The sequence below is a fragment of the Mucilaginibacter sp. genome (assembly GCF_041660805.1).
Classification (GTDB): domain Bacteria; phylum Bacteroidota; class Bacteroidia; order Sphingobacteriales; family Sphingobacteriaceae; genus Mucilaginibacter.
The window spans coordinates 243,376-269,470 of the sequence record NZ_JBAZVP010000004.1 but is presented as its reverse complement, the minus strand read 5'-3'; the positions used below and the strand labels follow the sequence as shown (position 1 = coordinate 269,470).

Here is a 26,095-nt window from a genome sequence, read left to right as displayed (position 1 = left end):
CTTAATATTACATTTAATCTGTAAGAAATTAATTTACGATCAATAGTTCTTCCTTTTTATTGCCGATACTTTTTTAACACTAAAATGCTTATGAAAAAAAGTATACTGGCATTGCTTATTTTACTTTTTGTGACAGGTTGCCGTAAAGACAAACAACCGGACAAAGAAAAAGACGACGAGTTTGTTGCAACAACTTTTGTCATACCCAATCAAGCCATTGTCATCAACCCTTCTGGTAACGCGCCGCTTTCTGCACTTTTAACATTTACAAGCGCATTATCAGGGCATACCGAGATTGTAGTAAAGGGGAAAAACGGTGAACCTTCTGATATTAAACAGGTTTTTGAAGATAGTGGTACATCGCACGCCATACCGATAATAGGTTTATATCCCAATTTTGAGAACACTGTAGAAGTAACAGTGGTTAATGATAATGGTGATAAAGCAAAAAGTAGCATAAAAATCACTACCGGGCCGTTACCTGCTAATGTACCCAACTATATTCATGTTGATGTAGCAGACTATGCAAACATGGAAAGCGGTGTTAATTTAGTGAGCGGTTTTAGTGGGTATCCTAATGGCCCGCTTGCGCCTTATATAGTGGATAATTATGGCGATATAAGATGGATACTTGATTTTTCTAATAACACGGAACTAAATAAGCTATTTTATGACGATGGTATATCCAGAATAAAGAATGGTAATTATCTTTTTGCAGATCAAATTTCCGGAAAAATATATGAAGTAGATATTTTAGGTAAAATAATTAACAGGTGGGAATTAGGAGGTTATACCTTTCATCATGAAGTGCTTGAAAAGCCTGATGGCAATTTTTTGGTAACTGTTAATAAACCGGGCAGTACAAATACTAAGGGCGTGCCAACTATCGAAGATTATATTATAGAGATAAACCGTACCAGCGGCCAAATTACAAATACCTGGGATTTAAAAGAATCTCTTGATGAATACCGCACAGCTTTCACAACCAACAGCGAGGATTGGATGCACGTAAACGCGGTTACTTATGATGCAAAAGATAATACCATTATTGTTTCCGGCAGGCATCAGGCGGTTGTTAAACTTAACTACGCTAATCAGGTAAAGTGGATACTGGCCCCGCATAGAGGATGGGGCAAGAATCGCCGGGGCGAAGACCTGAACAAATTTCTGCTTAAGCCTATTGATGGGGCAGGGAACCCTATTACCGATGCCGCTGTAATTGAAGGCACGGTTAATCATCCATCTTTTGAATGGAACTGGTATCAGCACTCACCTATTTTTACACCCAGTGGTAACCTAATGTTATTTGATAATGGCGATTCGCGTAATTATAATGTCTCGGCAGCTACGCATTATAGCAGGGCGGTGGAATATAAAATTGATGAAACCAGCATGACCATTCAGCAAGTATGGGATTATGGCAAAGACCGCAAAGAAGAAGCATATTCCCGTATAGTTTCATCGGTTAAATATCTAAAAAATAAAGACCATATACTTTTTTCGCCGGGTTTCCAGGTACCCAATGCCACAGGTATGGGGGGCAAAGTTATTGAGGTAGACCGTGCATCCAAAAATGTAATTTTTCAGTTGAGTATAAGCTCACCAAATGGATTTGGTTTTCACCGTGTTGAAAGGTTGGAATTATACCCCAACGGAAAGCCCTATCAATGAAAATAATTGATTTGCGCCTATCTGGGTTGCCAGGTGTTAGCATCCAGGTAAATAGGTTCTGAGCAGCTACCTATCATTCTTTATTAACAGGTAACGGAGCAGCCGGGAACGTAACGTTTGTTAACAGAAAATTTCAGGTTTAAAAATGACTAATTCAAGATCAACTTAGTCCACTTAACCTATTTAGTGGTTGGACGCAGCCTTGTGTAAGTATACTTTTGACCAACAATTTAAAATTAAAACAATGGAAAATAACCAAATCGGAGATTCAGCAGTGAATACCCAAATTGAAAAAGTACTGTACACAGCTAAGACGCATACTACAGGTGGCCGGGATGGCGGTTCTTCCCGCAGCTCAGATGGTCGCCTGGAGATTAAGCTTTCTGTTCCGGGCACCCCGGGCATCGGTACTAATCCCGAGCAGCTGTTTGCCGCAGGCTGGTCTGCTTGTTTTATTGGCGCAATGAAGATTGCGGCCAGCAAAATGAAGGTCTCTTTCCCTGCAGACGCGGCTGTTGATGCCGAAGTGGATTTATGCAATACAGATGGTGCTTACTTCCTGCAAGCTCGTCTTAACGTCAGCCTGCCGGGTTTGGATCGCGAAGTTGCCCGATCCCTAACAGATACCGCTCACCAAACTTGCCCTTACTCCAAATCCACACGAGGCAATGTAGCTGTAGCTATTAACCTGATCTAAGTCAAGTCTTTGCATAAATAGCCTGCCCGTATTTATCGGGCAGGCTATTCTATAATTATTAATTAAAGCGAGATAAAATGTCAGAAGACCCCAAGTAAATTTTATTCTTAATCAAAAAGCATCAATATTCCCCTGAGTACAAACATTCAATGTTTGATAATATAATATTTGCTTAACTTCAAAAACCTTTTCACCAATTAGCTTAGCCAAAATTTTTACAATGAACTGGTTCAATAAAATAAGTAACCTAACAATATTATTGTTGCTTACCGTAACAATAGCGTCTGCCCAGCAAAAAGTAAAGAAGGCTTTGTTTATAATAGCCGATGGTATTCCTGCAGATGTTATAGAAAAAGTATCGACCCCTAATCTTGATATAATAGCAAAACAAGGTACGTATTTACGTGCCCATGTAGGTGGTGATAAAGATACCTATAGCCAAACGCCAACAATTTCGGCCGTGGGTTATAATAGCCTGTTAACCGGTACCTGGGTAAACAAACACAATGTTTGGGATAATGATATTAAAGATCCTAATTATAATTATCCTACCATATTCCGGTTGCTTAAAAACCAATACCCAAATAAAAAAACAGCGGTATTTTCAAGCTGGTTGGATAATCGTACAAAACTGGTGGGCGATAATTTAGCTGCAACCAATTATGTGAAAGTTGATTACCATGCGGATGGTTACGAACTGGATACCATAAACTTTAAGCACGATAAAGAAGGCGTTTACATGCATCGTATTGATGAAAAGGTTGTTGAACAGGCATCAACTTTAATAAAAACAAAAGCGCCAGACTTATCATGGGTTTATTTGGAGTATACGGATGATATGGGACATCAGTACGGCGATAGCCCGCAATATTACACCGCTATTGAAATGATGGATAAGCAGGTAGGTAAAATATGGGAAGCCATACAATACCGCCAAAAAAAATTTAATGAAGAGTGGCTGATATTTATCACTACAGACCATGGCCGCGATGAGAGAACGGGTAAGGGGCATGGCGGGCAATCTGTAAGGCAACGTTCTACCTGGATGGTGACCAATGCAAAAGGATTTAACAGCTATGAAAAATATTACTATCCCGGCATTGTTGATATTATGCCATCTATAGCCCGGTTCATGAACATCACTATCCCTGTAAATTATAAACGGGAGATAGATGGGGTGCCTCTTACAGGACCGGTTTCTGTAGCTGAGCCTAAAGTTAACCTGGTGCAGGGCGCCATTGATGTAAGCTGGAAGGCTTTGAATAAGGATGAAAAAGTGAAAATATGGGTATCGGCTACTAATAACGTTAAAGAAGGTAAGCCCGATAATTATAAGCTTTTAGCTGAAGCGCCTGCCGGAACTGAACACGCGCTGGTTTCGGTTAAAGATATGCCATCTACCTTCTACAAGGTTTGTATAGAAGGGAAGTACAATACCGTAAATAAATGGATAGTGCCCGAAATTAAAAAGCAATAATATAAGAGTAGTATTTTAAAAACGTGCTGCTATTATTTGTTCACAAAGGCCAAAAGATAAGGTCATGCCGTTGCCGCCTAAGCCGTTAATGATGGTTATACCCGGTCCGGCATCTACTACCAGCTCGGTTTGCCCGGTAGTCATTTTAGCATAAGTACCGTTCCATGTTTGTATTACACGGGTATCTTTTAAGCTGGTAAAGGTCTGCAGATATTTTAAGATCATCTGGTTAATGAAATCTTTATCAAACGGATCATGTACCAAACCGTATTCATGCGAGTCGCCAACGGTAAGTTCGCCGGTTGGGTTTTGCGATACCATAACATGGATACCCCATTTAAGATATTCAGCATATTGCTCTTCGTACCGCTTGCGTAAAGCAGGCTGGGCTAGTGCCGATTGAAAGCCGGGGTAATGGATCATGCTTAAGCTGCCGCACAGCGCCGGGCCAATACGCCAGTTGTTGGGTTGTGCAGCTAAGCGCATCATCTGTAGCTTGCATTTGGTAATATTTAGCGAAGCAAATAGCTCCGGGTAAAGTGTTTCAAACTCTACACCGGTACAAATAAATATTTCATCAGCCTGCCATTTCTGGTTGCCTGATATTGCCATTGACTCCTTTAAATGGCTTATGGCAGTGTTCCAATAAAAGGTTACATCGTGTTTTTCTGCTAAATATTGGGCAATATTGCCTATGGCCTCACGTGCTTCAACTATCATTTCAGTGCCGCTCCATAAAGCCCCTTTTAAACCATTGGGGTTAACACCTTCTGATTTTTGCAAGGTTTGTTCAGGCGTAAGCAAGGCACAATCGCGTTGCGTTTTGTTTATCTCCGCATATTGTTCTATTACCTGCAGCTCATCATCATTATAAGCTAAATGCAGCGAGCCAACCTCATCATGCCAGATGCCGGCTTCAACACAACATTGTTTCCAAATGCTACGCGATAGCATTGCGCGCTCAAATAAAGGCCCTGTAGGTTGCCCAATTGGCCAAACCATCCCAAAGTTGCGGATGGATGCACCAACGGCTCTTTCGTTACGCTCAAATACGGTTACTTTATAGCCTCTTATGGCAAGGGCACGGGCAGTAGCCAGTCCAACAATGCCCGCGCCAATTACTATGGCCGATGGTTTACTCATACAGTAGAAAGTTTAAATTCCGGTTCCTGTGCGGATTTCCTGCGGGCAGATTGCAGGAAATAAATTAATGATAAAACACCGCAGATACCACCAACAATGGCCACTATTATAACACCTTCTTTAAAGAAGGCTCCCCAACTGATATTTGGCCTGCCTAATTCTTTTATCAATAAAATGCTTACACTGCCTAAATAGCCCATAGAATCGGCAATGTACATTACAAAGCCAACATTACTTTTGTAATGAAAGGTGGCTATCATCCGCTCAAAAAATATAGCGTTATAAGGTACGTAACCCAGGTAAAGGCCCAGCCCTGCCATGGTCATCCAGCTAATAGGACCAATCATTTTTAACGAAAACATTACAGTTGATACACCTACCAGCACACAGCCGCCAATAATAAGCAGGTGTATAATACTGAATGCCCTTAGGTTTTTTTTGATGAGGATAAGCAGGCTCATGGCAACCAGTACTATAATAGATATTTGAGTGTCAATTTTTGTATAAATGTTCCTGTCTTTTATACCCAGGCTGCTCCATATCTCCACCTCAAAATTATCACGGATGTCGCGCATTATGGTTAACAGTACATAAATTATGAGCGTTAGTATAATACCTGGTAAAAAGCGAATGATAAATTGCTTTCTCTCCTGCGCGTTCATGGGTGCTCGCTCGGTACGCAGCAGTTTGTCCTGGGGCGTTTGGGGCGGCATCATCTCCAATAAAAATACAAAAAGGATAAGTGGAATGGCAAACAATGCTCCCGTTAAAAAAGGCATATTATATTCGCTGATGTGATATACATGTATCAGCGTTTGCCCTATAGTTTTAACAAAGCCCGAGCCGAATATTAAACTGATAGACAGCACCGCTGCCATAAATTCTGTTGACCGGCGCCCCTCCAGGTAACCGAAAACCAAGCCCCATATCAGTCCCAGTGGAAAGCCGTTGATGAACAAAAAAACAATATTATAGGGTGCAGGTACAATGGCAAAACCCAACAGGGCCAGCCACGAAATGCCTACCAGCGTTAAAATAGTTAAGCCACGTTTGTTTCCTTTAACTTCGGCAATAAAGCGGATACCGTAAAACTTGCTGAGCGTATAACCTACAATTTGCGCAATAACCAGCCATACCTTATAATCAACGTGCAGGTATTGCTGCCCGGGGTAGGTGCCGGCGGCAAAGGCCTTACGAAACGCATACATGGAAGTGTATGCCCCAAATGCCGAGAAAGCAGCCAGAACAGAAATAAGCGCATAAGGCCATTTGGCTACCTGTGCTTTCAGTTTATAGGTTAGCTGCATTTGTAATTAGTGAATGATATTTATCACCCCGGCTATATCATCAATTATATGAGTTGGATGATAAGGTTCCAGTTCTTCACGGGTAAAGGCCCCCGTGGTAACCGCTATTACATATTTACAACCGGCATTCTGGCCTTCACGAATATCTACTTCTGTATCGCCAACCTTGGCTACTTCTTTTGCATCAGTTACGCCCGCAAGCTTCATTAAATGATGAATCATGGCAGGATCAGGCCGGCCGTTCTCCACTTCGTCAGATCCTATTAAAAAATCAAATACTCCCTTTTCGCACCATTGTAAACGCTCTATAATGGTTTCTGCTATGTTCTTTGAAAAACCGGTGTTTATACCAATTTTGATACCCATGCCGCGCAATGCTGCCATGGTTGCCTCTGCATGTGGTAAAGCTTCTAATACAGGTGCTTTTTGATAGTAGCTTATCATCAGGCTTACAAATTCCTTATGAATATTATCAATTAATTCTGGGGTGATCTTAGTAGCATCCTGCTCATGCAGGTGCAGCATTTTGGTTATAGCAACACGTTTTTCATAGCCCATTAAAGGGTTTATGGCTTCGGCAGCTACCAGGTAGCCGTGTTTTTCAAGCGCTGAACGGAAGGTATCGGTTACTTTATTTTCGTCTTTGACGGTGGTACCGGCCATGTCAAAAACAACAAGTTTAATAGGCATTACTAAATCAATTTCTGTTTAGCAATGGTAAACTATGTTTATTAATAATAAACTAAATCTATATTAAGATATGTTTAAGTTTAATCCTGATCTTCAAAAAAATAGATAACCAGCATTGAAGCTTTTTCCATTCCCCTGTTTCTTGGGGTGTGAGGTAAGCGGCCATCAAATAGCATGGAGTCGCCCTGGTTTAGTGTGTAGGTATCTGCACCAAGCTGATATTCTATGCTGCCATTGAGAATGTATTTATACTCATAAGCTTCGGTTTGCACTTGTGGGCGATACGCATTGGGCTCTAATTCAAGTATCACAATATCAACCGTTGAATTTTTAATTGACTGAGTAAATATTCGCTGGTAATGAAAGCCTTCGGCATCTTCTTTTTCAAAATGATGATATTCTGATCGCCTGCGGATGATAAGCGGGAATTTATTGCCCGAGGAATGAATGTCTTTAAAAAACATATTCATATCTATTTCCAACGCCTTAATAATGTCAATCAGTACAATAAGGGAGGGTATAGTACGGCTATTCTCTATTTGTGAAATTAGCCCTTTGCTTACATTGGCACGTGAGGCCAGTTCCTGTACGGTTATGTTTTTTTCACGGCGGCGGTCCTTTATACGGTTACTGATCTGTATCAGTATATCATCTTCCATTATCAGTTAACATTTGTTGAAGACCCGAAAATTAGAGAATAAATTTAAACACGACAAGGCATTTAGGTTAATTTAACATGCTACAGATTAGATGATACAAATTTAATTTTACGGTAATATTAATACGCTTTATTTGGCTAATATCAATTATGCCGCAAACTGTACATACCCCCGAAGAAATTGCAGATGAAGTTTTTGCTTTATACGAGCAGCACGGCAATGAGGATTATATAGGCGAACCCGTATCTCAATTGGAGCACATGTCTCAGGCTGCTGCCCTGGCCGAGGCTGAAGGGTATGACAATGAAGTGATACTGGCTGCTTTCTTTCATGATATAGGGCACTTGTGCGTAAGTGCCGTAAGTATGGATGGTATGGGCAATGCAGACCACGAAAAACTGGGCGCTGATTATTTATTGGAGCGGGGGTTTTCGGTACGTTTGGCTAAACTGGTAAACGGCCATGTAATTGCCAAACGATATTTAACTTACAAAAACGCTGAATATTTTGAAAAACTTTCTCCGGCAAGCCGCATAACACTAAATTTTCAGGGTGGGGTGATGACTGCCGGAGAAGCAATGGAATTTGAACAAGATCCGGATGCCGAACTTATTGTTAGAATGCGTTACTGGGATGATGAAGCTAAATTGATTGATGTCCCGGTTAACAATGTGGCTCATTTAAAGGAGCTAACAGTAAAGCATCTTAAACGCAAATTATAGCAATTTCTAGCGCAGTGTTAACTTCTTTTTATTACTATGTATTTATTTTGTTACTATTTCTCTTCCCGCTTAATTTTAAATAAACAAAGGTTTAAAGTTTACTTAACCTAAACTTAGTTTACAAATAATAAACAAGGTTTAGTATTGCTAAATAATCTTCACAAAAATTATTTAGCACGAATGAAACATTTTTACCCCAATTTAAAAAGGCTCGCACTCATTATTATGTGCTGCCTCTCGCCCCTTATTTTGTTTGCTCAAACAAAAATTACAGGTACCGTTAATGACGAGACAAAACAACCCCTGCCGGGAGTAAGCGTAATGTTAAAAGGCACCAATATGGGTACAACCACTGATGCTTATGGTCGCTTTATTATCACCGCGAGCCCAGGCCAGGTGCTTGAATTTAAGTTCTTAGGTTTTAGTACTCAGGAAGCGGTTGTTGGTAGCGGCACATCAATGATAGTGAACCTTGTTGGCGATAACAAAACACTTAATGAGGTTGTGGTAACCGCGTTGGGTGTAAAAAAAGAAACCCGCCGTGTTGGTTACGCAGTATCAACTGTTAAAGGTGAAGATCTGACTCTCGCACGTGACCCTAACCCTATTACCGGCTTAGTTGGTAAAGTAGCGGGTTTATCAGTAGGTCCGTCTGCCGAATTATTAGGAGCGCCTAATGTGGCTATACGTGGTAATACGATATCCTTATATGTGGTTGATGGTTTTCCTATCAATACCGATACTTATAACATCAGCCCTGATGATATTGAAACTTATACTGTATTAAAGGGCCCTGCAGCAGCAGCCTTATATGGTAATCGTGCATCATATGGGGCCATTTTAATTACCACTAAAAAAGGTAATAAAAGTAAAAAGGGCTTAACCATTGATATCAATAGCAGTACGGTTCTTAATAAAGGCTTTTTAGCTTTCCCGCGGGTGCAGCACTCTTACGGTGCAGGAGAGAATACTTTTTATCAGTTTGTTGATGGTAAAGGTGGTGCACCGGGCGGTGTAGATGCAGATTACGATATCTGGGGCCCATATTTTAACGGCCAGCTTATACCGCAATATGATAGCCCTGTTATTAACGGCGTGCGCCAGGCAACTCCTTACACTGCACGGGGTGCCAATAATCTTAATAACTTTTTGCGAACAGGTTACCAAACTAACAACAACGTAGCTTTAACTGCAAATGGCGATAATTATACGGTACGTTTTTCTGCCTCGCAGCAGCATCAAAACAGTTACATCCCTGAACAGTATTTAGATATTGCCAATGCTAATATTTATGCGTCGTTCAATCCAAACCCACGTTGGAAATTTGAAGGTAACGTTAATTTTAACCGCCAAACCACAGATAATTTCCCCGATGTGCAGTATGGCCCTAACAGCTTAATATACAACTTAGCTATTTGGACAGGTGCCGACTGGGATGTTAATGCGCCTGATATTAAAGCCATTTGGCAGCCTGGTAAAGAAGGCATCCAACAGCAATTTGCCGAGTATACCCGTTACCATAACCCATGGTTTATGGTAAAGGAATGGACACGCGGGCACTACAAGACCAATACCACCGGATACCTTTTAGCTAATTATAAGATCAATAATAACCTGAATGCAACCGTGCGTTCACAGATTGATACCTATAACATTTTGCGCACAGAAAAGATGCCTTTTTCTGCGCATCCTTACGGCCGTGAAGGAAACGAGGGCGATTACCGCGAAGACAGGCGAGACCTATTTGATAACAATACCGAAGTAATGTTAAATTACGATTATACCATTAAGAAATTTTTGAACCTTTCTGGTTTAGTAGGTGGGAACATGCGTAACATGTCATACAATTCAAACTGGGTATCTACAGATTATTTGAACGTACCTGAAGTTTATTCCTTCAGTAACTCTAAAAACCCTGTACAGGCCACCAGCTTTAACTCAGATATGCGGGTGTTAAGTGCCTACTACTCATTAGATGTGAGCTTTGGTAAATATGCTACAATTTCGAGCACCGGCCGTATCGATAAATCATCGGCCTTCCAGGTGCCTACTACTTATTATTACCCAAGCTTATCAGTAGCTACCGTAGTATCTGATTATATTAAGATGCCGGAGTTCATCAGCTTCTTAAAAGGTAGGGCTTCGTTCTCAAATATCCGTTCAGATGCTACCGCCACCACAATTGGCCCGGCCCCGTTTAGCTCAATCACTGTATTCGGTGGCAGCACAGGCGCATCATTATTTAATAATCCTTTGGGTTATGGTACTACTTATAACTCTCCATATAACGGCCCCGATTATTCTTTAAATACTTCTTATGCAACCAGCAAACCATATAACAGCCAAACTGCTGGTTACGCATCAGATTATTTATATCAAAACGGTATAAAAACCTCAACCCGCGTTAACTACGAAGAGGGCTTTGATATCAAATTCCTGCAAAATCGTTTAGGCTTTAGCGGTACGGCGTTCCAATATATTGATGGCCCCCGCATTTTGCCTAACGCCATATCAACCTCAACGGGTTATACCATCGAATACCTTAATGCGCTTAAAACCAAAAAAACAGGTTACGAAGGTTCATTAAGCGGAGCCGTGTTCCAAAACCCTAAAGGCTTTAGCTGGAATATTTTAACCAACATAGCAACTTATAAGGAAATTTATAAAGAGTTGCCTGCAGGCCAAAGTACGTATGCAACCTTTTTTAAAGCGGGCGACCGTACAGATAAATTATACGGAAGCGCATTTGTTAGAACACAAGATGGAAAGATCATTAATGATGCAGCTGGTAAACCATTAGTAAACCCGGTAGCCCAGTTTTTGGGTAATGAAACTGCTAAATTCAGCTGGAGTATTTACAACAAGTTCCAGTATAAAAGCTTAAGTCTGGGTGTTCAGTTTGATGGTTCTGTTGGTGGTGTTATTGTGGATTATATGCACAATAAAACTATGCGTGGCGGTGCTAATGCTGAAACTGCAGAAGGTGCACTGGGCACAGCGCGTTATCAGGATTGGTCAAACTTTGGCAAAGCAGGTTATAACGGTGCTTACGTAGGCGAAGGGGTTGTAATATCAAACGGTGCTTCTATCAATTACGATTCAAACACAGGTGCGGTACTTAATTACAGCGCTTTGCAATACGCGCCAAATACACAGGTTGCATTTGTGCAGGATTACGTAAGTAAATATTACAACGTAGACGAAGCCAACCTAATGAGCAAAACCTTTACAAAATTACGTGAGGTAACGCTTGGCTTTGACTTCCCTAAAGAAATGCTTGCAAAAACCTTTATTCAAAAAGCATCGGTATCAATTTATGGCCGCAACTTATTGTATTTCTATAAAGATAAACGCTTTAAGGATGTTGACCTTGACCAATACAATTATGCCGCTGCCTCAACGGGTCTGCAATCGCCAACCGTACGCAGCTTTGGCCTTAACCTAAACGTATCATTCTAACGCTGACAAGCAGTATAATCATGAAAAAGATATTTAAAATATATGTGTTACCATTAGCAATGCTATTGTCTGTAACCGGTTGTAAAAAGAGTTTTGATGAACTCACCCAAAATAACAATAAACCCAATAGTGTACCTGCATCGTTATTGTTTAACGGTGTGTTAAACAGCCTGCCCGATCTGCCGGATGGCCAAAAAGAAATATATAGCCAGTATTACCTGTATAACTATGATTATTATGGTAACAACCGTTATGATTTTGGCGGCGGTGATGATTACTACACTACCTTAAAAAATGTGTTAGCAATGGAGCAGCAAGCGGCTGCCACAGGCGGCGGTGCCGTAAACCCTTATGAGGCTTTGGGTAAGTTCTTTAAAGCATACTTTTTTAGTAAGATGAGTTTGGAGATGGGCGATATCCCTATGACCCAGGCTTTAAAAGGGCTTGATGGTTTAGAGCCGGTTTATGATAGCCAAAAAACAGTAATGCAGCAATCACTGGCCTGGCTGGAAAGCGCAAATACTGATCTTGACCAAATGGTGAAAAACCCTAGTGGTTTTGGTACAGGCGCCGGTGCAACCTTAACTAATGATATTTACTTTAACAACGATCTTAGCAAATGGCAAAAAGCGGTTAATGCTTTAAGAATACGTTTATTATTACAGTTAAGTAAAAAAACTACAGATACTGATTTGAATGTTATTACACAATTTGCAAGTATTATTGGCAATCCTGCCAAATACCCGTTAATGGCAAGCTCTGCCGATAACTTGCAGTATACCTTTGTGGCGCCAAATAATTACTATCCGCAAAACCCAAACAATTTTGGGCAAAGTGGTTCAAGGAAAAATTCTTCCGCTACTTATATAGGTTTACTTACACAGTTAAAGGATCCAAGGGTATATGTTACTGCCGAGCCATCACGTGACCGGGTTGACAATCTTAAGCAAAGCCCTACTGATTTTGCTTCGTTTGTTGGTGCCGATGCCGGGCTTGACTTAGGCGTAATGTATAATAATGCCGGTTTACAGAAGTACTCGTTCATTAACCGTAAGCACTTTTTCTCTACCTACACAGGCGAACCAAGCATTATATTAGGTTACCCGGAACTTATGCTGAACATAGCCGAAGGTATTAGCCGCGGCTGGGCAACAGGTAACGCCGAAACCTATTATATAGCAGGTATTAAAGCGTCAATGGCATCTTATGGTATCCCTGAGGCAGGCACATTTATCGCTTATTTTTACCGCCCCGGTTCAACGGATGTTACCGGTTCATCAAACTACGATACCTTTACCATCCCGGCCGATTTTAACACTTACTATAACCAGGCTACTGTAAAATACACAGCAGGGACAGCCGGTACTAACCGCATATTGCAGCAAAAGTATCTTGCTTTGTTCAGGCACTCGGGTTTAGAGTCGTACTTTACCTATCGCCGTACAGGCATCCCGGTATTTACTACCGGCCCTGGTACAGGTAACGGCAGCCGTATAGCACAACGCTTTAAATATCCGTCGGCAGAGCGTACATCAAATGCTAAAAATTATCAATCAGCACTTGACAGCCAGTTTGGAGGTAATGATGATATTAACGGTATAATGTGGATACTGAAACAATAAATTAATTATAAAAGCAGGGCCGTTTACGGCCCTGCTTTGTTTTAAAGAATACCTATGAAAAAGTTATTGCTGATAATTGTTTGTGCATTATTTATTACACACACCTTTGCACAGGCGCACAAAACAAAAAATTTAATAATTGTAACGCTTGATGGCATGCGCTGGCAGGAAGTATTTCGCGGTGCCGATTCGGCAATGATCAATTCCAGCTATACCACAGATAAGGAGGAGGTACGTAAAAAATATTGGGTGGCATCAATAGAGGAGCGCCGCAAAATACTGTTCCCATTTTTATGGTCGGTGGTTAGTAAACAGGGTCAACTTTATGGTAACCGCGATATGGGCAATAAAGATGAGCTTGCTAACCCTTACCATTTTTCGTACCCGGGCTACAATGAAATATTTACCGGCTTCCCCGATGTAAGAATGAACACCAATGACCCCATCACTAACCCAAACATGAATGTGCTGGAATATATAAACAAGCAAAAGGGTTTTGAGGGAAAAGTGATAGCATTTTCATCATGGGAGAGGTTTCCACAGATATTAAATGTGAGCAGATCGGGTTTGCCGGTTTATTCTGGCTATGCCGATTTGAAAAACACAGATGCAAATGCGCGTTTAAAATATTTGAACGAGTTGCAGCATAATGTACCTGCATATCTGGGAGATTCTACCCGTTTGGATTTTATAACTTATGAATTTAGCAAGGAATACATCAAGCAGTATAAACCACGTGTATTGTATATGGCTTTTGATGAACCCGACGATATGGCGCATGCCGGTAATTATAAGTTTTACCTGGACAGGGCAAAGCAGGAAGATGGTTACATACAAGAATTATGGAATATGATTCAAAGCGACCCATTCTATAAAAACAACACCACCCTTTTAATAACCTGCGACCACGGAAGAGGAGATGTACCTATGGATAAATGGCGCGATCATGGCGCTGATGTAAAAGGATCTGAAAATACCTGGTTTGCAGTAATAGGGCCGGATACACCACCAACAGGAGAAATAAAAACACCAACTGTTACCTATCACAAACAACTGGCACAATCCATGGCACAGTTACTTGGATTTGATTTTAAAGCTAATGCCGGCCATGAAGTTGGTGATGCCATTAAAACAGTCATAAAGTAGTTCGTAACAAATAAACATACCAGAAAAATAACCTGCATATCTGATACTTAACCATGCTTAGAAGATCAGCCTTAAAAAATATAGGTGGCCTGTTATTGGCACCTGCCATTACCCTTGGTCACAGCCCTGAAAATCAAAAACCTGTATTACGTATCGCTCATATTACAGATGTGCACCTTAAAAACAAGTTTGATGCACCTGCAAAATTCGTAAAGTGCCTGCACCATCTGCAACAACAAAACCCAAAGCCCGACCTGATATTAAACGGCGGCGACATTGTTTTTGATATGAATAAAGAGAACATCAGCACCATAAATGACCAATGGAAGCTGATGAACAGTATAATGAAAGCTGAATGTAATATACCTGTGCAGTACTGCCTGGGTAACCACGATATTTGGTGGAACGAGAATAATAAAGGGCAGGCTATTTACGGCAAACAATATGCTATGGATCAGCTTAAGTTGTCAAAGCCTTATTACAGTTTCACAAAAAACGGGTGGAAATTTATTTTGCTGGATAGTGTGCACTTGGATATTGACGGCACCTGGTATATTGGTAAGTTAGGAGATGAGCAGTTTACCTGGCTTGCTAATGAATTGCAAAACACCGATCCTAAAATGCCTGTACTGGTAATGTCACATATACCTATCCTTACAGCCACGCTAATGATTGAGGATGATATTATAAATAAATGGCAAATGCTGGGCGGCGATATGCATACCGATACATCAAAAATTATAAAGTTATTTTACAAGCATCCTAATGTTAAATTGTGTTTAAGCGGGCACATTCACCTTAGGGATAAAGTTGTATATAACAACGTTACTTATATATGTGATGGCGCTGTTAGTGGTGCCTGGTGGGAGGGTAACCGCAGGGAAACGCAGCCCGGATATGGTGTTATAGACTTGTATGCTGATGGATCATTTGATGAAAGATATGTTAATTACTTAGCTTAGTTATGGTGGCGTGAGTAATTAAAATTTGGGGTCAAAGTTGAAGCAGATCGGATTTGACAAGCCAACCATATTGCCGCTTAAGGCTGCCGCTCCCGGAACTTCCGGATAGGCTGTAGGCGGGCCTTCCACCACCACGCGGTAATAGGTCCGGCCCGATGTTTTAGATGTATCAGTAAATTCTACTGATGGCGGATACCACGCGCTGATTAACGCGTGATTACCGTACATTGCAAAACAGTAGGCAGGTCGCCAAAATTTGGGCCTTTCCAATCTGTTTCATCACCATTAAGAATACGAAGGGGTATAAATACACCATTCTGGTACCTGCCTTCCTCTACCTTTAAATATTGCCATGCCTTACCTGCCTGGCTGCCGGAAGGGGCAAAGGCCATATGGCAATTGGTACCTATCAGCACAAATTTGTTTTCACCCAGTTTTACAATCATGGCTTTCCCATTTGGGGCAGTATTTTTTGTTGTACCGCCCCGGCCTGCGCCAAAAGTTACGGTTGCTTTCCATTGGCCTAAGTCAACGGTTTGGTCTGCCTGGTCTTCATGTTCTACTACAGCTTTTATTTTGCCTTCAAAACCCCATTGCGCCAGTTCGGGCATCATGGTTTTGATCAGGGCGTATGAGGTTGCGTAGGGCATATAACGATCTTTGCTTTCTGCAGATTCAGGATCTTCTGCATTGCGATCTATCCCAAATGGCGAAAAACCAATACCGCCACGGGCAATAACATCATACATGTATTTGGCATTTTCTTTATTGAAACCGGCTTCGGGTACAAAAAGCGTGTTATCGGGCCTATCGTACAGTTCTAATACCTTTAATACCTTTTCGCTGCCAGATAGGTAAATGTCAGGTGCCAGTACATCAATGGCTGGTGCCGCAACCTTCCAGATGGGGATCACGTTATCTGTAGGGCCTCCGCTTTCATAGCTTGATGCTTTGGGGTTGGTCAGCGGGTCGCGCAGGGCTGCATTTACATACAGCGGTAAAGGATAAACTGCCTTACCGGCAGCCGCAACCTTTCCAATGAAGCGGGCTATTGACCATGCCTGGAAGTACTCGTCGGCTCTGTCGCCAAATACTTTTTGCCATGTACCATTGGTAACAACGTTTACGTTCATGGCTTTAAGCAGTTCTGGTTTCAACAGCTCGAGTGGTACCTGTCCCTCAAATAATTTTTGAGCAAGCGGGGAATAGTCTCTTATCGTATCCCATGAGCCGGGTTCATTCTCGACCTGAACCATAATTACCGTATGCTGCGGGTCTGCCTTTTTAAGGTAACCCATCACTTTGGTAAAGGCGTTAATATCGGCATTTAGGGTAGCTTCAATATGAGGCGAAGGGGAGTCGATCGGTTTACCATCGCGGTTTTGTATGTTGGGGTATTTGGCAGCTTCCTGTTTCATCCACTGGGGCATGTAATGATTGCTGCCGTTTTTCCAGGTAGCAAACCATAACAATACCAGCCTAACCCGGCGCACCCTTGCCTGGGCAAGCAGTGTATCAATTAGCGAAAAATCAAACTTGCCTTGTTGCGCTTCAACTTGTTCCCAGTAAATGGGTACTTCAAGCGTGTTGGCGTGCATCTGTTTAATAGCGGTCCAAACACCGGGCATCATGCCGGGCCACGCGCTCGAGTTATGCGCCTGCCCGCCCAAAATGAAGAAAGGTTTACCATCAACCAGCAGTTGGTGACGGCCATTTTTTTCGATAATACGTGGGAGTGGGTTATTATTGGATTGTGCAAAAATGCTAAGCTGTGCAAACAACATTGCAAAGCATATAATTACTGTCTTCATTACGGTTATTTTGGTTGCACTAAATTAATAGAGATTGGTTGATTTTGTAGGATTGTGAAAAATAAAGTTTGAGGTGTTTTTACAAAGTGTATATATCACACTTACCTATACAGAATAGTTACATATTATCCATCGCAATACTATTTTTCGGTTTAGGCGTTTTTATATTATTTATTTAAACGCCTTTAACAATACTGTATTAGTTATGCTAAAACGAATTATTATTGATTTTAAAAAGTCGGTTGAACTTAAAAGGAGAATTAAATTTAGACACAAAACGTTTTGGAAAGATGAGATCGCGGAGGAAATAAGGAACGTTAAGATGAGTGCAAAGGACAGCCTACAAAAATGGCAGGACATTATTCATTGGCAACGCAAGCTTAGCAATAAGTTAAATGCTCGTGAATTTGCCAGGATGCATGGTTGCCGGGTGCCAGACTTATATTGGAAGGGCAGAGACATCCATAATATCAATTTCTCAGGATTGCCATCCAACTTTGTTATCCGCCCGACAGTGGGCCATAGTTCAAAACTTGTATTTGTAATGGCTAACGGAACAAACCTATTTGATAACAAACAGTACTCACCCCTTCAAATTACACAGTTATTAAGTGAAGCTTTATCAGAAAATGAGAATCTCGAATTTTTAATTGAAGAGTTTTTAAAAAACGAAAACGGACAATACGGTATACTTACAGATTACAAATTTTTTTGCTTCAATGGCGAAATTGCCACCATTATGGTAATAAATCGTCTGAGCCCTAACAGTGGCTTTGCTTCCTTCTATGACGAACATTGGAATGAAATGGAAACAGTGCAGATGAACTATCCCCAGGCTGAAACGCAAAAAGCACCCTTATGCTTAGCTGATATGGTAAGCTGCGTAAAGAAATTAAGTAAAGCATACGGCATATTTGTGCGAATTGATTTTTACGCAACTTATAAAGGCTGTGTTTTTGGCGAATTTACCCCTACGCCTTCAATGGGAACTAAATTTACCCGTTATGGAAAAGAACAATTGCTAAATTATTGGGACACTTACTGTAAGGGATTAATATAACAGCCAAAGGAATGGTTACGCGTGTTTTATTTTATTGAGGAGATAATGAAGGATCAGGGCAAGGAGCGTCCAATAGAAAGCAAACCCGACGAGGAAAAATGGAGGCGGCGTATCGGGGTCCTGATGCAAAAATTTAATAAAAGGCAATAGCGGGCCTACCAAAATAATTTTGACAGGGGATAGAATAGTGGATACGGTTGATTGCCAGGCTACTTGTGGTGGCGATCCCAGTAAAGATTCGGGTGGCTGGTTCAAAAGCCATGTGGTGCCAAAAAGAAAAGCAAACGCGGAAATAAGGAAGATAATAACAAATTTGATCATTGAAATTTTCATATTCTTTTACGGTTAAGTTTATTGTTTTATAGATTTGGATAAGTCACCTGCTATTTAAACCAGGTAGCGGGCTAATTTTCCTTTGTGAATATCCTTTCACCCCCAAGCCGCTTCATGATCATCTGTTTTTTGTCGGCGTCAAATTCAAAAGTTACCCCGTTGGTGCCCTGGATCTGGAATTTATTCTGGGCCGTAGGCTCGAGCGGGGCTGCGGATTCCCGGGGTGGCTTAATATAAAGCGTTGTGCCAGTCCTGGTGATCGTGAATTTTACAGGAGCTCCGGCGATCGAATAAACCCCCACATATTTATCCAGTACGTCGGTACTGACAGCCCATGTTTCGAAGGCGGGAATCTCAAATGGCTTATTGTAATAAATATCGGTAATGCCCCTCATAATATCTGCCACCGGGCAAACCTTTGCGTTCGTAGTATAAGCGAGCGCCAGCTTTTCTTCTGGCAAATAAGCCAGCCACGCGCCATAGTTATCGGCCCCGCCGGTATGCCCATAAAAGGTCCTGTCTGCAAACAGAAAAGGCTCCATTCCTGATCCCTCGCCATCGGTTATGGTTTTCATAACAGCAAGGTGCTCGCGGGCGATGAGTTTCAGGTTAAACAACATCTGGATGAACTTAACCATGTCGTCCGGTGTCGAAATGATCGAACCTCCGCCGAAAAGAATACTTGGGTGGGTCTCGGGTTGCTGTTTCCAGCCGCCGGTATACCGGTAAGTAAGGCTTTCATTTTTATTCACATCGATATTTCCGGTCGCCACATAAGTATCCTTCAGCCCAATCTTTGAGGTTATTCTATCTTTCAATGCTTTTTCATAAGGTTTGCTATCCAGCTTTTCTATAATAAGACCTAAAATGGTATAGCCGGAATTGCTGTAATGATGCTTTGTGCCCGGCTCAAAATCAGGCGTACCTTTGCAAATAATCGCGAGTAATTCATCTTTAGTTATCGGGTTTGTCTTCGCCGCGGGCCGCAATTTTTCATCTAAGATTGCATCATGGATACCGCTGCGATGCGCGAGGATCTGTGCGATGGTAATTTTCCCGGCATTGGGTATCTGTGGGAAGAATTTACTGAGGGTATCAGCCAATCTTAATTTTTTTTCCTCAACAAGCTGATAGATCATCACAGTTGTATACATTTTGGTGACCGAACCAATCCGGTACCTGCTTGCTGTGGTCAGTGGTATCTTTCCGGTTTCGCTGATCTGGCCATATCCGATAGACCGGGTATAAAGCACCTTGCCGTCTTTAGCGATAACCAGCGTACCCATCGCCTGATTTTTTTCTGCAAGGCGGTCAAAATACTGATCGAGTTTTACTTTATAAGGCAGCTGTGCAAAGGCCAAATTACTGAACATTAAAAGGAAAAGTGCCGTCGTTATTCCTGTAAATCTCAAAATTGCTGACGGATATTGGTCCCTTGATTGCCTTGGTTTTTCGATTGCTTTAGTTTTCATGGTTATTAAAATGGTATACAAATATAATAAAGTACTTTTAAATACAAAGTACTTTTTAAATATTATATTGTCTACTTCGATTTTTAGGCGAGCTTAATAAACTTATATGCAATAATTTGATTGAACTTAGAACATCCGTTTTAGTGTCAAGTATGATTTTATAAAACTCCAGTCCTTTTTAACAATAGATTATTCTTTTACCTGTTTTTTGCGCAAATCACCCCCCTGTTTTGTCGTGATCATACCTACAATATCATGGGCCGTTTGCAGATATTTGTGATAGAAGGAAACACAGTCACTTTTTAAAAACGATTGCTATGCGAAAATTAAAATTACAGGTACAAATGACCATTGATGGTTTTGTAGCCGGGCCTGATGGCCAATTGGATTGGATGTGGATTCCCGGCGAACGGGATGAAGCTATGTTCCAGCGTGTAATTGAACTGGCCGACAGCTGCGATACCATTTTGCTGGGACGCAAGATGACCCGCGGATTCATTGATCACTGGGAAAATGTGGTCGACAACCAGCCCGACAGCCCGGAACAATCTTTGGCGCAACGAATGGTAAATATGCGCAAGATTGTTTTTAGCCGCACACAAACCAACATCACGGGCAGAAATTTAGAAGTGGAAAACGGAGACCTGGCTACTGCAATACAGGCGCTGAAAAATGAAACAGGCAAGGACATTATTGTTTATGGCGGCGCCGCTTTTGTAAGCGCGCTGATTAGCCAGAATCTTATTGATGAGTATTTTATTTTCAGGAACCCGGTTGCAATCGGGAGCGGACTTTCAATTTTTAAGGATGAAAAAATCCTGAAATTAGATAGTTCAACCGTTTACAAAAGTGGGAAAATAGTCAATAAATACCTGCCGGGATAGGCTGGGGTTTAAGGTGCACCATTCAGCCCGGATTTACCCGGCCGCTCTATTTATATTCGTTTCAGTCAATTGTTGAGGTAGGCTAATAGTCATCTTCCTTCCGCTAAACAAATATTTATTTGGGTTTTGGAAGTTAAATTATTATTCTTTAGGTTTATACCACCTATTATAATACCTCTTACTTGAAAAAGATCTTTGCGATAATGATGCTTGCTGTGCTCGTGTTTAACATGGGTGGGTATATGTTATTGTTTCAATATTTTATAAATGAATCTGACCAGTTTGCCAACGAGCAAATAAGCAAGGGTTACTACAAAACCGATGAATTGGTAGAGATCAGGATACCTGTACGCATGCCTTATGTGCAAGAGCAACGCCAATATGAAAACATCTCCGGCCAGATCCAGTTAAGAGGCAACTGCTACAACTACGTGGCCCTTAAAATGACCAGGGATACCATGTATGTGAAGTGTATACCAAATTACGTTAAAACCAAACTGGTAAATGATAATGTTATTACCGCAAAAGAGGTAAGTGACACTCCGCTTTCCAAAAAGAACCAGCTGCCGCTTGTTAAAAAAACAGGCCTAGATAACGATTATAATTACACTGTTACTTTATTTGACCTTTCGGTACCTGCAAAAGCAATCCGTTCACAGCTTGTTTATATAGCTCCAAAAACATTGCATACTTACCTGTCATTGCCGGCCCAACCACCTGAGGCCCGGGTATAATCCAATCTTATAATTCACGGGAATGTATTTTGGCGCGGCTATAAGCCTGTGCCTTAACTTACATGCTTTTTCCATTGCTTATTACCATAGGCGGCAAATTGCTGTAAACATTCCTGTATCCTATCAGTCGAGCTTATATAAATAAAACATTTACCTATTGAAAAACAATATTATTATGAAACTAAAGATCGCGCTTGCCCTTGTGGTTTTCGTTGCGCTGGGGTTTACTTTAGTTATACGTAAGCAACCATCTTCTCATACAGATATGATTGCGATACTGAAAACTATCAAGCAGAAAAATACCAATATCTTAAATCCGTTTAACGCTGAACCTAAAATAGCGTATCTGGATTCATTTGTAAAAGCTACACCCGGCTCCGAAGACCGGGAACTGCTCTCAACAAAAGGTTCGCTGCTGTTAGAAGCCGGTAAGGAAGCGGAAGCCGTAAAGCTGTACGAGAAAATCATGAACGAGATGGATTTTATGACTACCGACGAGGTGTTGGATAATGCAGCTATTGCTTATATGCGCTTAGGCGAAAGAAGTAATTGTATGCTAAACCATAACGGATCGTCCTGCATCTTCCCTATAAAGGACAATGGAGTGCATATTATTAAAACAGGATCAAAGAAAGCCATAGAAACCTACAAGACCCTTTTAAAGATAAATCCCAACGACCTGGAATCGCGGTGGCTGATCAATATCGCTTACATGACGTTGGGCGAATACCCACAGAATGTGCCTCTTGAGCTTCTGATCCCCGGGCTTAATGAGACCAATGTAACCGACGTAAAGCCTTTTAAAGATATAGCCAAAAGTTTAGGCCTCAACGTTAACGGCAGGGCAGGTGGTGTAGTTGTTGACGATTTTAACAACGATGGATATCTGGATATTATAACTTCTGCATGGGACCTGAGCGATCCAATGCATTACTTTGAAAACAACAGGAACGGTACGTTTAGCGACGTTACCGAGCGGAGTAATTTAAAGGGTATTACGGGCGGGTTAAACATTCAGCAAACGGATTATAACAACGATGGGAACATTGATCTGTTTGTACTGCGCGGCGCATGGCTTGATAAAGGTTTTGGCGACCAGCCCAGCTCTTTGCTGCGCAATAATGGTGACGGAACTTTTACAGATGTTACCAAAGAGAGCGGCCTGTTGTTTTTTCACCCCACGCAGGCTGCCACCTGGGCCGATTTTAATAATGACGGTTGGCTGGATGTTTTTATAGGCACAGAAAGTTCAAATTATGATGTTAATAACTCATCATCTTATTGCATGCTTTACATCAATAAACACGACGGTACTTTTACTAATGTTGCAAAGGCTGCGCATTGTGATATAAGCGCTTTTGTAAAAGGTGCTACTTCGGCCGATTATGATAACGATGGTTGGGTGGATGTTTTTTTATCTACCATGAACGGCAAAAAATACTTGCTTAAAAACATGGGTAAAAAAGGAGGCGCAATTGATTTTGAGGATGTAACCGAACAAGCAGGTATAGCTAAAAACACCGAACGTACCTTTACTACATGGTTTTATGATTATAACAACGATGGCTGGCAGGACATAATAGTATGCGATTATAAGTTTAACCATGCGCTGTCATATTACAGCGCTGCAGAAGCCATGGGAAAACCCGTACCTAACGCGGGTAACGTGTTTTTATATAGGAACGACCATAACGGCAAATTTACCGATGTAACAAAAGAGGCCGGCCTTGATAAGGTAGTTTACAGTATGGGAGCTAATTTCGGAGATATTGATAACGATGGTTACCTGGATATGTATTTTGGTACAGGTAACCCCGATTTTAAATCGTTAATACCTAATAAATTTTTCAAAAACATTGAGGGCAAAAAGTTTACTGATATCACCACGGCATCGCGTATGGGTAACCTGCAAAAGGGGCATGGTGTTGCTTTTGCCGACCTGAAAAACGATGGCAAGCAGGATATATTTGTTGAAATGGGCGGTGCTTACATCGGCGACTCGTACACCAGCTCATTATATTTAAACCCTAACAATAATAACAACAATTGGATAAGCCTTAAGCTGGAAGGTGTAAAAGCTAACAAAGCAGCAATTGGCAGCCATATAAAATTAACGTTTACCGAGAATGGATTAAAAAGATCTGTTTATAAGGATGTTAATTCGGGCGGGAGTTTTGGGTCATCTCCATTAAAACAGGAGATGGGTATTGGAAAAGCAATAGTTATTGACGAAATTGAAATAAAATGGGCAGGAAGCAATGCTGTACAGCGTTTTAAAAATATAAAGCCCAACCAATTCCTGCATATAACAGAGGGCAATAACAAGTATCAAATTAATAAATTGGCTAAATTAACCTTTATTGATAAACAAGACCCGCTTTGTATGCCAATGACTGCAAAACTTAATTAAAATAAGTACATTTAAATATCTAATAACCAAACAACTAAAACATGAAAAAAATAATGATGTTATGCGGCCTTATCATAGGTTTCGCGACGGCGGTGAGCGCTCAAACTGCTGCCGTTTCTTCGGAGAAAGCAAAAGAACTGCAAAAACAATTAAAACTTACCGATAAACAAACAGCCAGGATATCGGCTATCTACCAGCAATCATCACAAAAATTTGAAAAGATCAAAAAGGATGAACATGGTGATAACGCTAAAATGATGGTTGCCATAAAACCATTGCGTACCGAAACCATACAAAAAATAAAAGCAGAGCTAACACCGGTTCAAAAAGCTAAATATGATAAGCTGTTGACCAATAAAGTTAAACCAGGCGGCCTTGCATGGGGCGAGGGCTGGAGTTCACCTGCATCAGAATAAGTAACCAATTTAAAGTAGTAACATAGCAAAACACGTTATGTTACTACTTGCTATAACCCTTATAGTTTACAGCAATGCCAATTTTGTTGTAAATTTTAACTATTGTAACCTGTATTATGATCACTATGCATAATGAATCTGCGCCTGTGGTAAAAGATCTGTATGTTAAAAATACTGTGAGTAAAAGCCTTACTGTGTCGTACCTTTTTTGGGGTGGTATTATCTTATTATTATTGCCTGGTTTGGTTCATGCGTACTTACTGATGCCTTTCCCCGGAAGCCAGAATTTAAACGCCATTACCGTATCCTATTATCTTGAAAAGATAGTAACACCCTTGCGTATTTTAGGTGGGTTGTTAATTGTTTGCTATGTGATTTTTTATTTCAGCAGAGATTCCCGCCGTCGCAAGATAGTAAAGGCCTCTGTTTTAGGACTCGGCCTTATCAGTTTTTATTTTACCGATTTTAAATTCCAGGCGGAGAGGATGTTTGAGGAGCCACAAACTATTAAATTCGCTAATTTTATAAATAACAGCGTGCCCGAAAGCACAGTGATCATAGGTGTGGTAAGCAATGGCGTGGCCAAAGCTTACCCATTAAATTATTTGGGTTATCATCATAAAATACAGGATAACGTGGGCAACCAGCCCGTGTTAGTTACCTATTGCACCATGTGCCGAAGCGGCAGGGTGTATAATCCGGTATTTAATGGTGTAAGGCAAAATTTCAGATTAGTAGGGGCAAGACATTATAACGCCGTAATTGAAGACGAAACTACAAAAACATGGTGGTACCAGGCTGATGGTAAGGCGGCTGTTGGCCAGCTAAAAGGCAGCCAGTTGCAAGAGATCCCTTATGAACAGTCTACCTTGGCTGCGTGGATCAGTAAACATCCCGGCTCGCTCATATTACAACCAGATCATCACTACCTCAACAATTACAATGAACTGAAGAACTACGACAGGCAGCAAGCTGTAGATAAAGATAGCACACTGAAAAACAAAGATTCCCTTATGCGAAAAAGCTGGGTGGTTGGCCTTGTTATAAACGGGCAGGCTAAAGCTTACGATTGGAGACGATTGTTTAAGAAGCGGTTTGTAAATGATAATTTTAACCAAACCAACCTGTTATTAACCTTAGAAAAAGATAGCCTTACTTATCATAGTTTTGATAGATCTGTAAACGGAAAAGTATTACACTTTAACCTGGATAAATCCGGGCAGCTAACCGATCTCGAAACCGCTTCATTATGGGATTGGGACGGCTTATCAACGTCAGGCGCCCTTAAGGGGAACAGATTAAACAAGGTGCAATCATACCAGGAGTATTGGCATTCATGGAAGTATTTCCACCCAAATACCCTGTTTTGGAAAGACCTTTGATGGAGCGGAGGGCTTTTAACCTTTTTTGATAACCGCCT

General features: G+C 41.1%; 22 protein-coding genes. 14 read left to right on the top strand and 8 right to left on the bottom strand.

The genetic code is table 11. The features are described from left to right. Positions 1 to 90: 90 nt before the first annotated feature. From WC743_RS08260 to WC743_RS08250, 3 genes are all read left to right on the top strand, one after another. On the top strand, positions 91 to 1,671 hold the full coding sequence (locus WC743_RS08260; RefSeq protein WP_373011437.1) for an aryl-sulfate sulfotransferase: 1,581 nt from the start codon (positions 91 to 93) through the stop codon (positions 1,669 to 1,671). A 244-nt stretch (positions 1,672 to 1,915) separates the two neighbouring features. After that, positions 1,916 to 2,368, top strand: coding sequence for an organic hydroperoxide resistance protein (locus WC743_RS08255; protein WP_373011436.1), 453 nt, complete (start codon positions 1,916 to 1,918; stop codon positions 2,366 to 2,368). 220 nt (positions 2,369 to 2,588) lie between these two features. Beyond that, on the top strand, positions 2,589 to 3,845 hold the full coding sequence (locus tag WC743_RS08250) for an alkaline phosphatase family protein (RefSeq protein ID WP_373011435.1): 1,257 nt from the start codon (positions 2,589 to 2,591) through the stop codon (positions 3,843 to 3,845). Between the two features lie 15 nt (positions 3,846 to 3,860). Here WC743_RS08250 and WC743_RS08245 read toward each other — a convergent pair whose 3' ends face one another. The 4 genes from WC743_RS08245 to WC743_RS08230 all read right to left on the bottom strand — a co-directional run bounded on the left by WC743_RS08245 (position 3,861) and on the right by WC743_RS08230 (position 7,644). Continuing rightward, positions 3,861 to 4,988 carry a TIGR03364 family FAD-dependent oxidoreductase gene (locus WC743_RS08245; protein ID WP_373011434.1) on the bottom strand — a complete coding sequence of 376 codons (1,128 nt, stop codon included), beginning with the start codon at positions 4,986 to 4,988 and terminating at the stop codon, positions 3,861 to 3,863. Then, complete coding sequence (locus WC743_RS08240; RefSeq protein ID WP_373011432.1) at positions 4,985 to 6,295, bottom strand: DUF5690 family protein; 1,311 nt, start codon at positions 6,293 to 6,295, stop codon at positions 4,985 to 4,987. The genes WC743_RS08245 and WC743_RS08240 overlap by 4 nt, the downstream gene beginning before the upstream one ends. Before the next feature lie 6 nt (positions 6,296 to 6,301). Then, positions 6,302 to 6,985: an HAD-IA family hydrolase gene (locus tag WC743_RS08235; protein WP_373011431.1), complete on the bottom strand. Its 684-nt coding sequence runs from the start codon at positions 6,983 to 6,985 to the stop codon at positions 6,302 to 6,304. An 80-nt stretch (positions 6,986 to 7,065) separates the two neighbouring features. Then, entirely contained in the window at positions 7,066 to 7,644 is a 579-nt protein-coding gene (locus tag WC743_RS08230) for a helix-turn-helix domain-containing protein (protein ID WP_373011430.1), read from the bottom strand. Between the two features lie 149 nt (positions 7,645 to 7,793). Between WC743_RS08230 and WC743_RS08225 the strand changes: the two genes are divergently transcribed. The 5 genes from WC743_RS08225 (at position 7,794) to WC743_RS08205 (ending at position 15,555) form a co-directional block, all read left to right on the top strand. Then, the gene (locus WC743_RS08225; RefSeq protein WP_373011429.1) at positions 7,794 to 8,366 is read left to right on the top strand and encodes an HD domain-containing protein; all 573 of its coding nucleotides are present in this window, start codon (positions 7,794 to 7,796) and stop codon (positions 8,364 to 8,366) included. A 180-nt stretch (positions 8,367 to 8,546) separates the two neighbouring features. Continuing rightward, the gene (locus WC743_RS08220; protein WP_373011428.1) at positions 8,547 to 11,825 is read left to right on the top strand and encodes a SusC/RagA family TonB-linked outer membrane protein; all 3,279 of its coding nucleotides are present in this window, start codon (positions 8,547 to 8,549) and stop codon (positions 11,823 to 11,825) included. A 20-nt stretch (positions 11,826 to 11,845) separates the two neighbouring features. Then, on the top strand, positions 11,846 to 13,447 hold the full coding sequence (locus WC743_RS08215; protein ID WP_373011427.1) for a SusD/RagB family nutrient-binding outer membrane lipoprotein: 1,602 nt from the start codon (positions 11,846 to 11,848) through the stop codon (positions 13,445 to 13,447). Between the two features lie 54 nt (positions 13,448 to 13,501). Next, positions 13,502 to 14,593, top strand: coding sequence for an alkaline phosphatase family protein (locus tag WC743_RS08210; protein WP_373011426.1), 1,092 nt, complete (start codon positions 13,502 to 13,504; stop codon positions 14,591 to 14,593). Between the two features lie 53 nt (positions 14,594 to 14,646). Further along, positions 14,647 to 15,555, top strand: coding sequence for a metallophosphoesterase (locus WC743_RS08205; RefSeq protein ID WP_373011425.1), 909 nt, complete (start codon positions 14,647 to 14,649; stop codon positions 15,553 to 15,555). Between the two features lie 18 nt (positions 15,556 to 15,573). Here WC743_RS08205 and WC743_RS08200 read toward each other — a convergent pair whose 3' ends face one another. Together WC743_RS08200 and WC743_RS08195 are read right to left on the bottom strand one after the other, a co-directional pair. After that, positions 15,574 to 15,783 (bottom strand): hypothetical protein, encoded by a 210-nt coding sequence (locus WC743_RS08200; RefSeq protein ID WP_373011424.1) that lies wholly within the window; start codon positions 15,781 to 15,783, stop codon positions 15,574 to 15,576. Beyond that, complete coding sequence (locus WC743_RS08195) at positions 15,762 to 17,366, bottom strand: DUF5597 domain-containing protein (protein ID WP_373011423.1); 1,605 nt, start codon at positions 17,364 to 17,366, stop codon at positions 15,762 to 15,764. The genes WC743_RS08200 and WC743_RS08195 overlap by 22 nt, the downstream gene beginning before the upstream one ends. Before the next feature lie 205 nt (positions 17,367 to 17,571). Between WC743_RS08195 and WC743_RS08190 the strand changes: the two genes are divergently transcribed. Beyond that, positions 17,572 to 18,426 carry an ATP-grasp fold amidoligase family protein gene (locus WC743_RS08190; protein WP_373011421.1) on the top strand — a complete coding sequence of 285 codons (855 nt, stop codon included), beginning with the start codon at positions 17,572 to 17,574 and terminating at the stop codon, positions 18,424 to 18,426. 15 nt (positions 18,427 to 18,441) lie between these two features. On the opposite strand, the gene WC743_RS08185 is transcribed toward WC743_RS08190, so the two are convergent. Then, a complete protein-coding gene (locus tag WC743_RS08185) occupies positions 18,442 to 18,759 on the bottom strand; it encodes a hypothetical protein (protein ID WP_373011420.1) in 318 nt (105 codons plus the stop codon). Positions 18,760 to 18,830: 71 nt separating this feature from the next. Continuing rightward, positions 18,831 to 20,231, bottom strand: a complete 1,401-nt coding sequence (locus tag WC743_RS08180; protein WP_373011419.1) for a serine hydrolase domain-containing protein — start codon at positions 20,229 to 20,231, stop codon at positions 18,831 to 18,833. A 317-nt stretch (positions 20,232 to 20,548) separates the two neighbouring features. Here WC743_RS08180 and WC743_RS08175 point away from each other — a divergent pair, with 317 nt between their 5' ends. From WC743_RS08175 to WC743_RS08155, 5 genes are all read left to right on the top strand, one after another. Next, the gene (locus tag WC743_RS08175) at positions 20,549 to 21,115 is read left to right on the top strand and encodes a dihydrofolate reductase family protein (protein WP_373011418.1); all 567 of its coding nucleotides are present in this window, start codon (positions 20,549 to 20,551) and stop codon (positions 21,113 to 21,115) included. Between the two features lie 182 nt (positions 21,116 to 21,297). After that, positions 21,298 to 21,849 carry a hypothetical protein gene (locus WC743_RS08170; protein ID WP_373011417.1) on the top strand — a complete coding sequence of 184 codons (552 nt, stop codon included), beginning with the start codon at positions 21,298 to 21,300 and terminating at the stop codon, positions 21,847 to 21,849. Between the two features lie 175 nt (positions 21,850 to 22,024). After that, positions 22,025 to 24,259 (top strand): FG-GAP-like repeat-containing protein, encoded by a 2,235-nt coding sequence (locus WC743_RS08165; protein WP_373011416.1) that lies wholly within the window; start codon positions 22,025 to 22,027, stop codon positions 24,257 to 24,259. Positions 24,260 to 24,300: 41 nt separating this feature from the next. After that, positions 24,301 to 24,675: a hypothetical protein gene (locus WC743_RS08160; RefSeq protein WP_373011415.1), complete on the top strand. Its 375-nt coding sequence runs from the start codon at positions 24,301 to 24,303 to the stop codon at positions 24,673 to 24,675. Positions 24,676 to 24,791: 116 nt separating this feature from the next. Beyond that, positions 24,792 to 26,057, top strand: coding sequence for a DUF3179 domain-containing (seleno)protein (locus WC743_RS08155; RefSeq protein ID WP_373011414.1), 1,266 nt, complete (start codon positions 24,792 to 24,794; stop codon positions 26,055 to 26,057). The last annotated feature ends 38 nt before the right edge of the window (positions 26,058 to 26,095 follow it).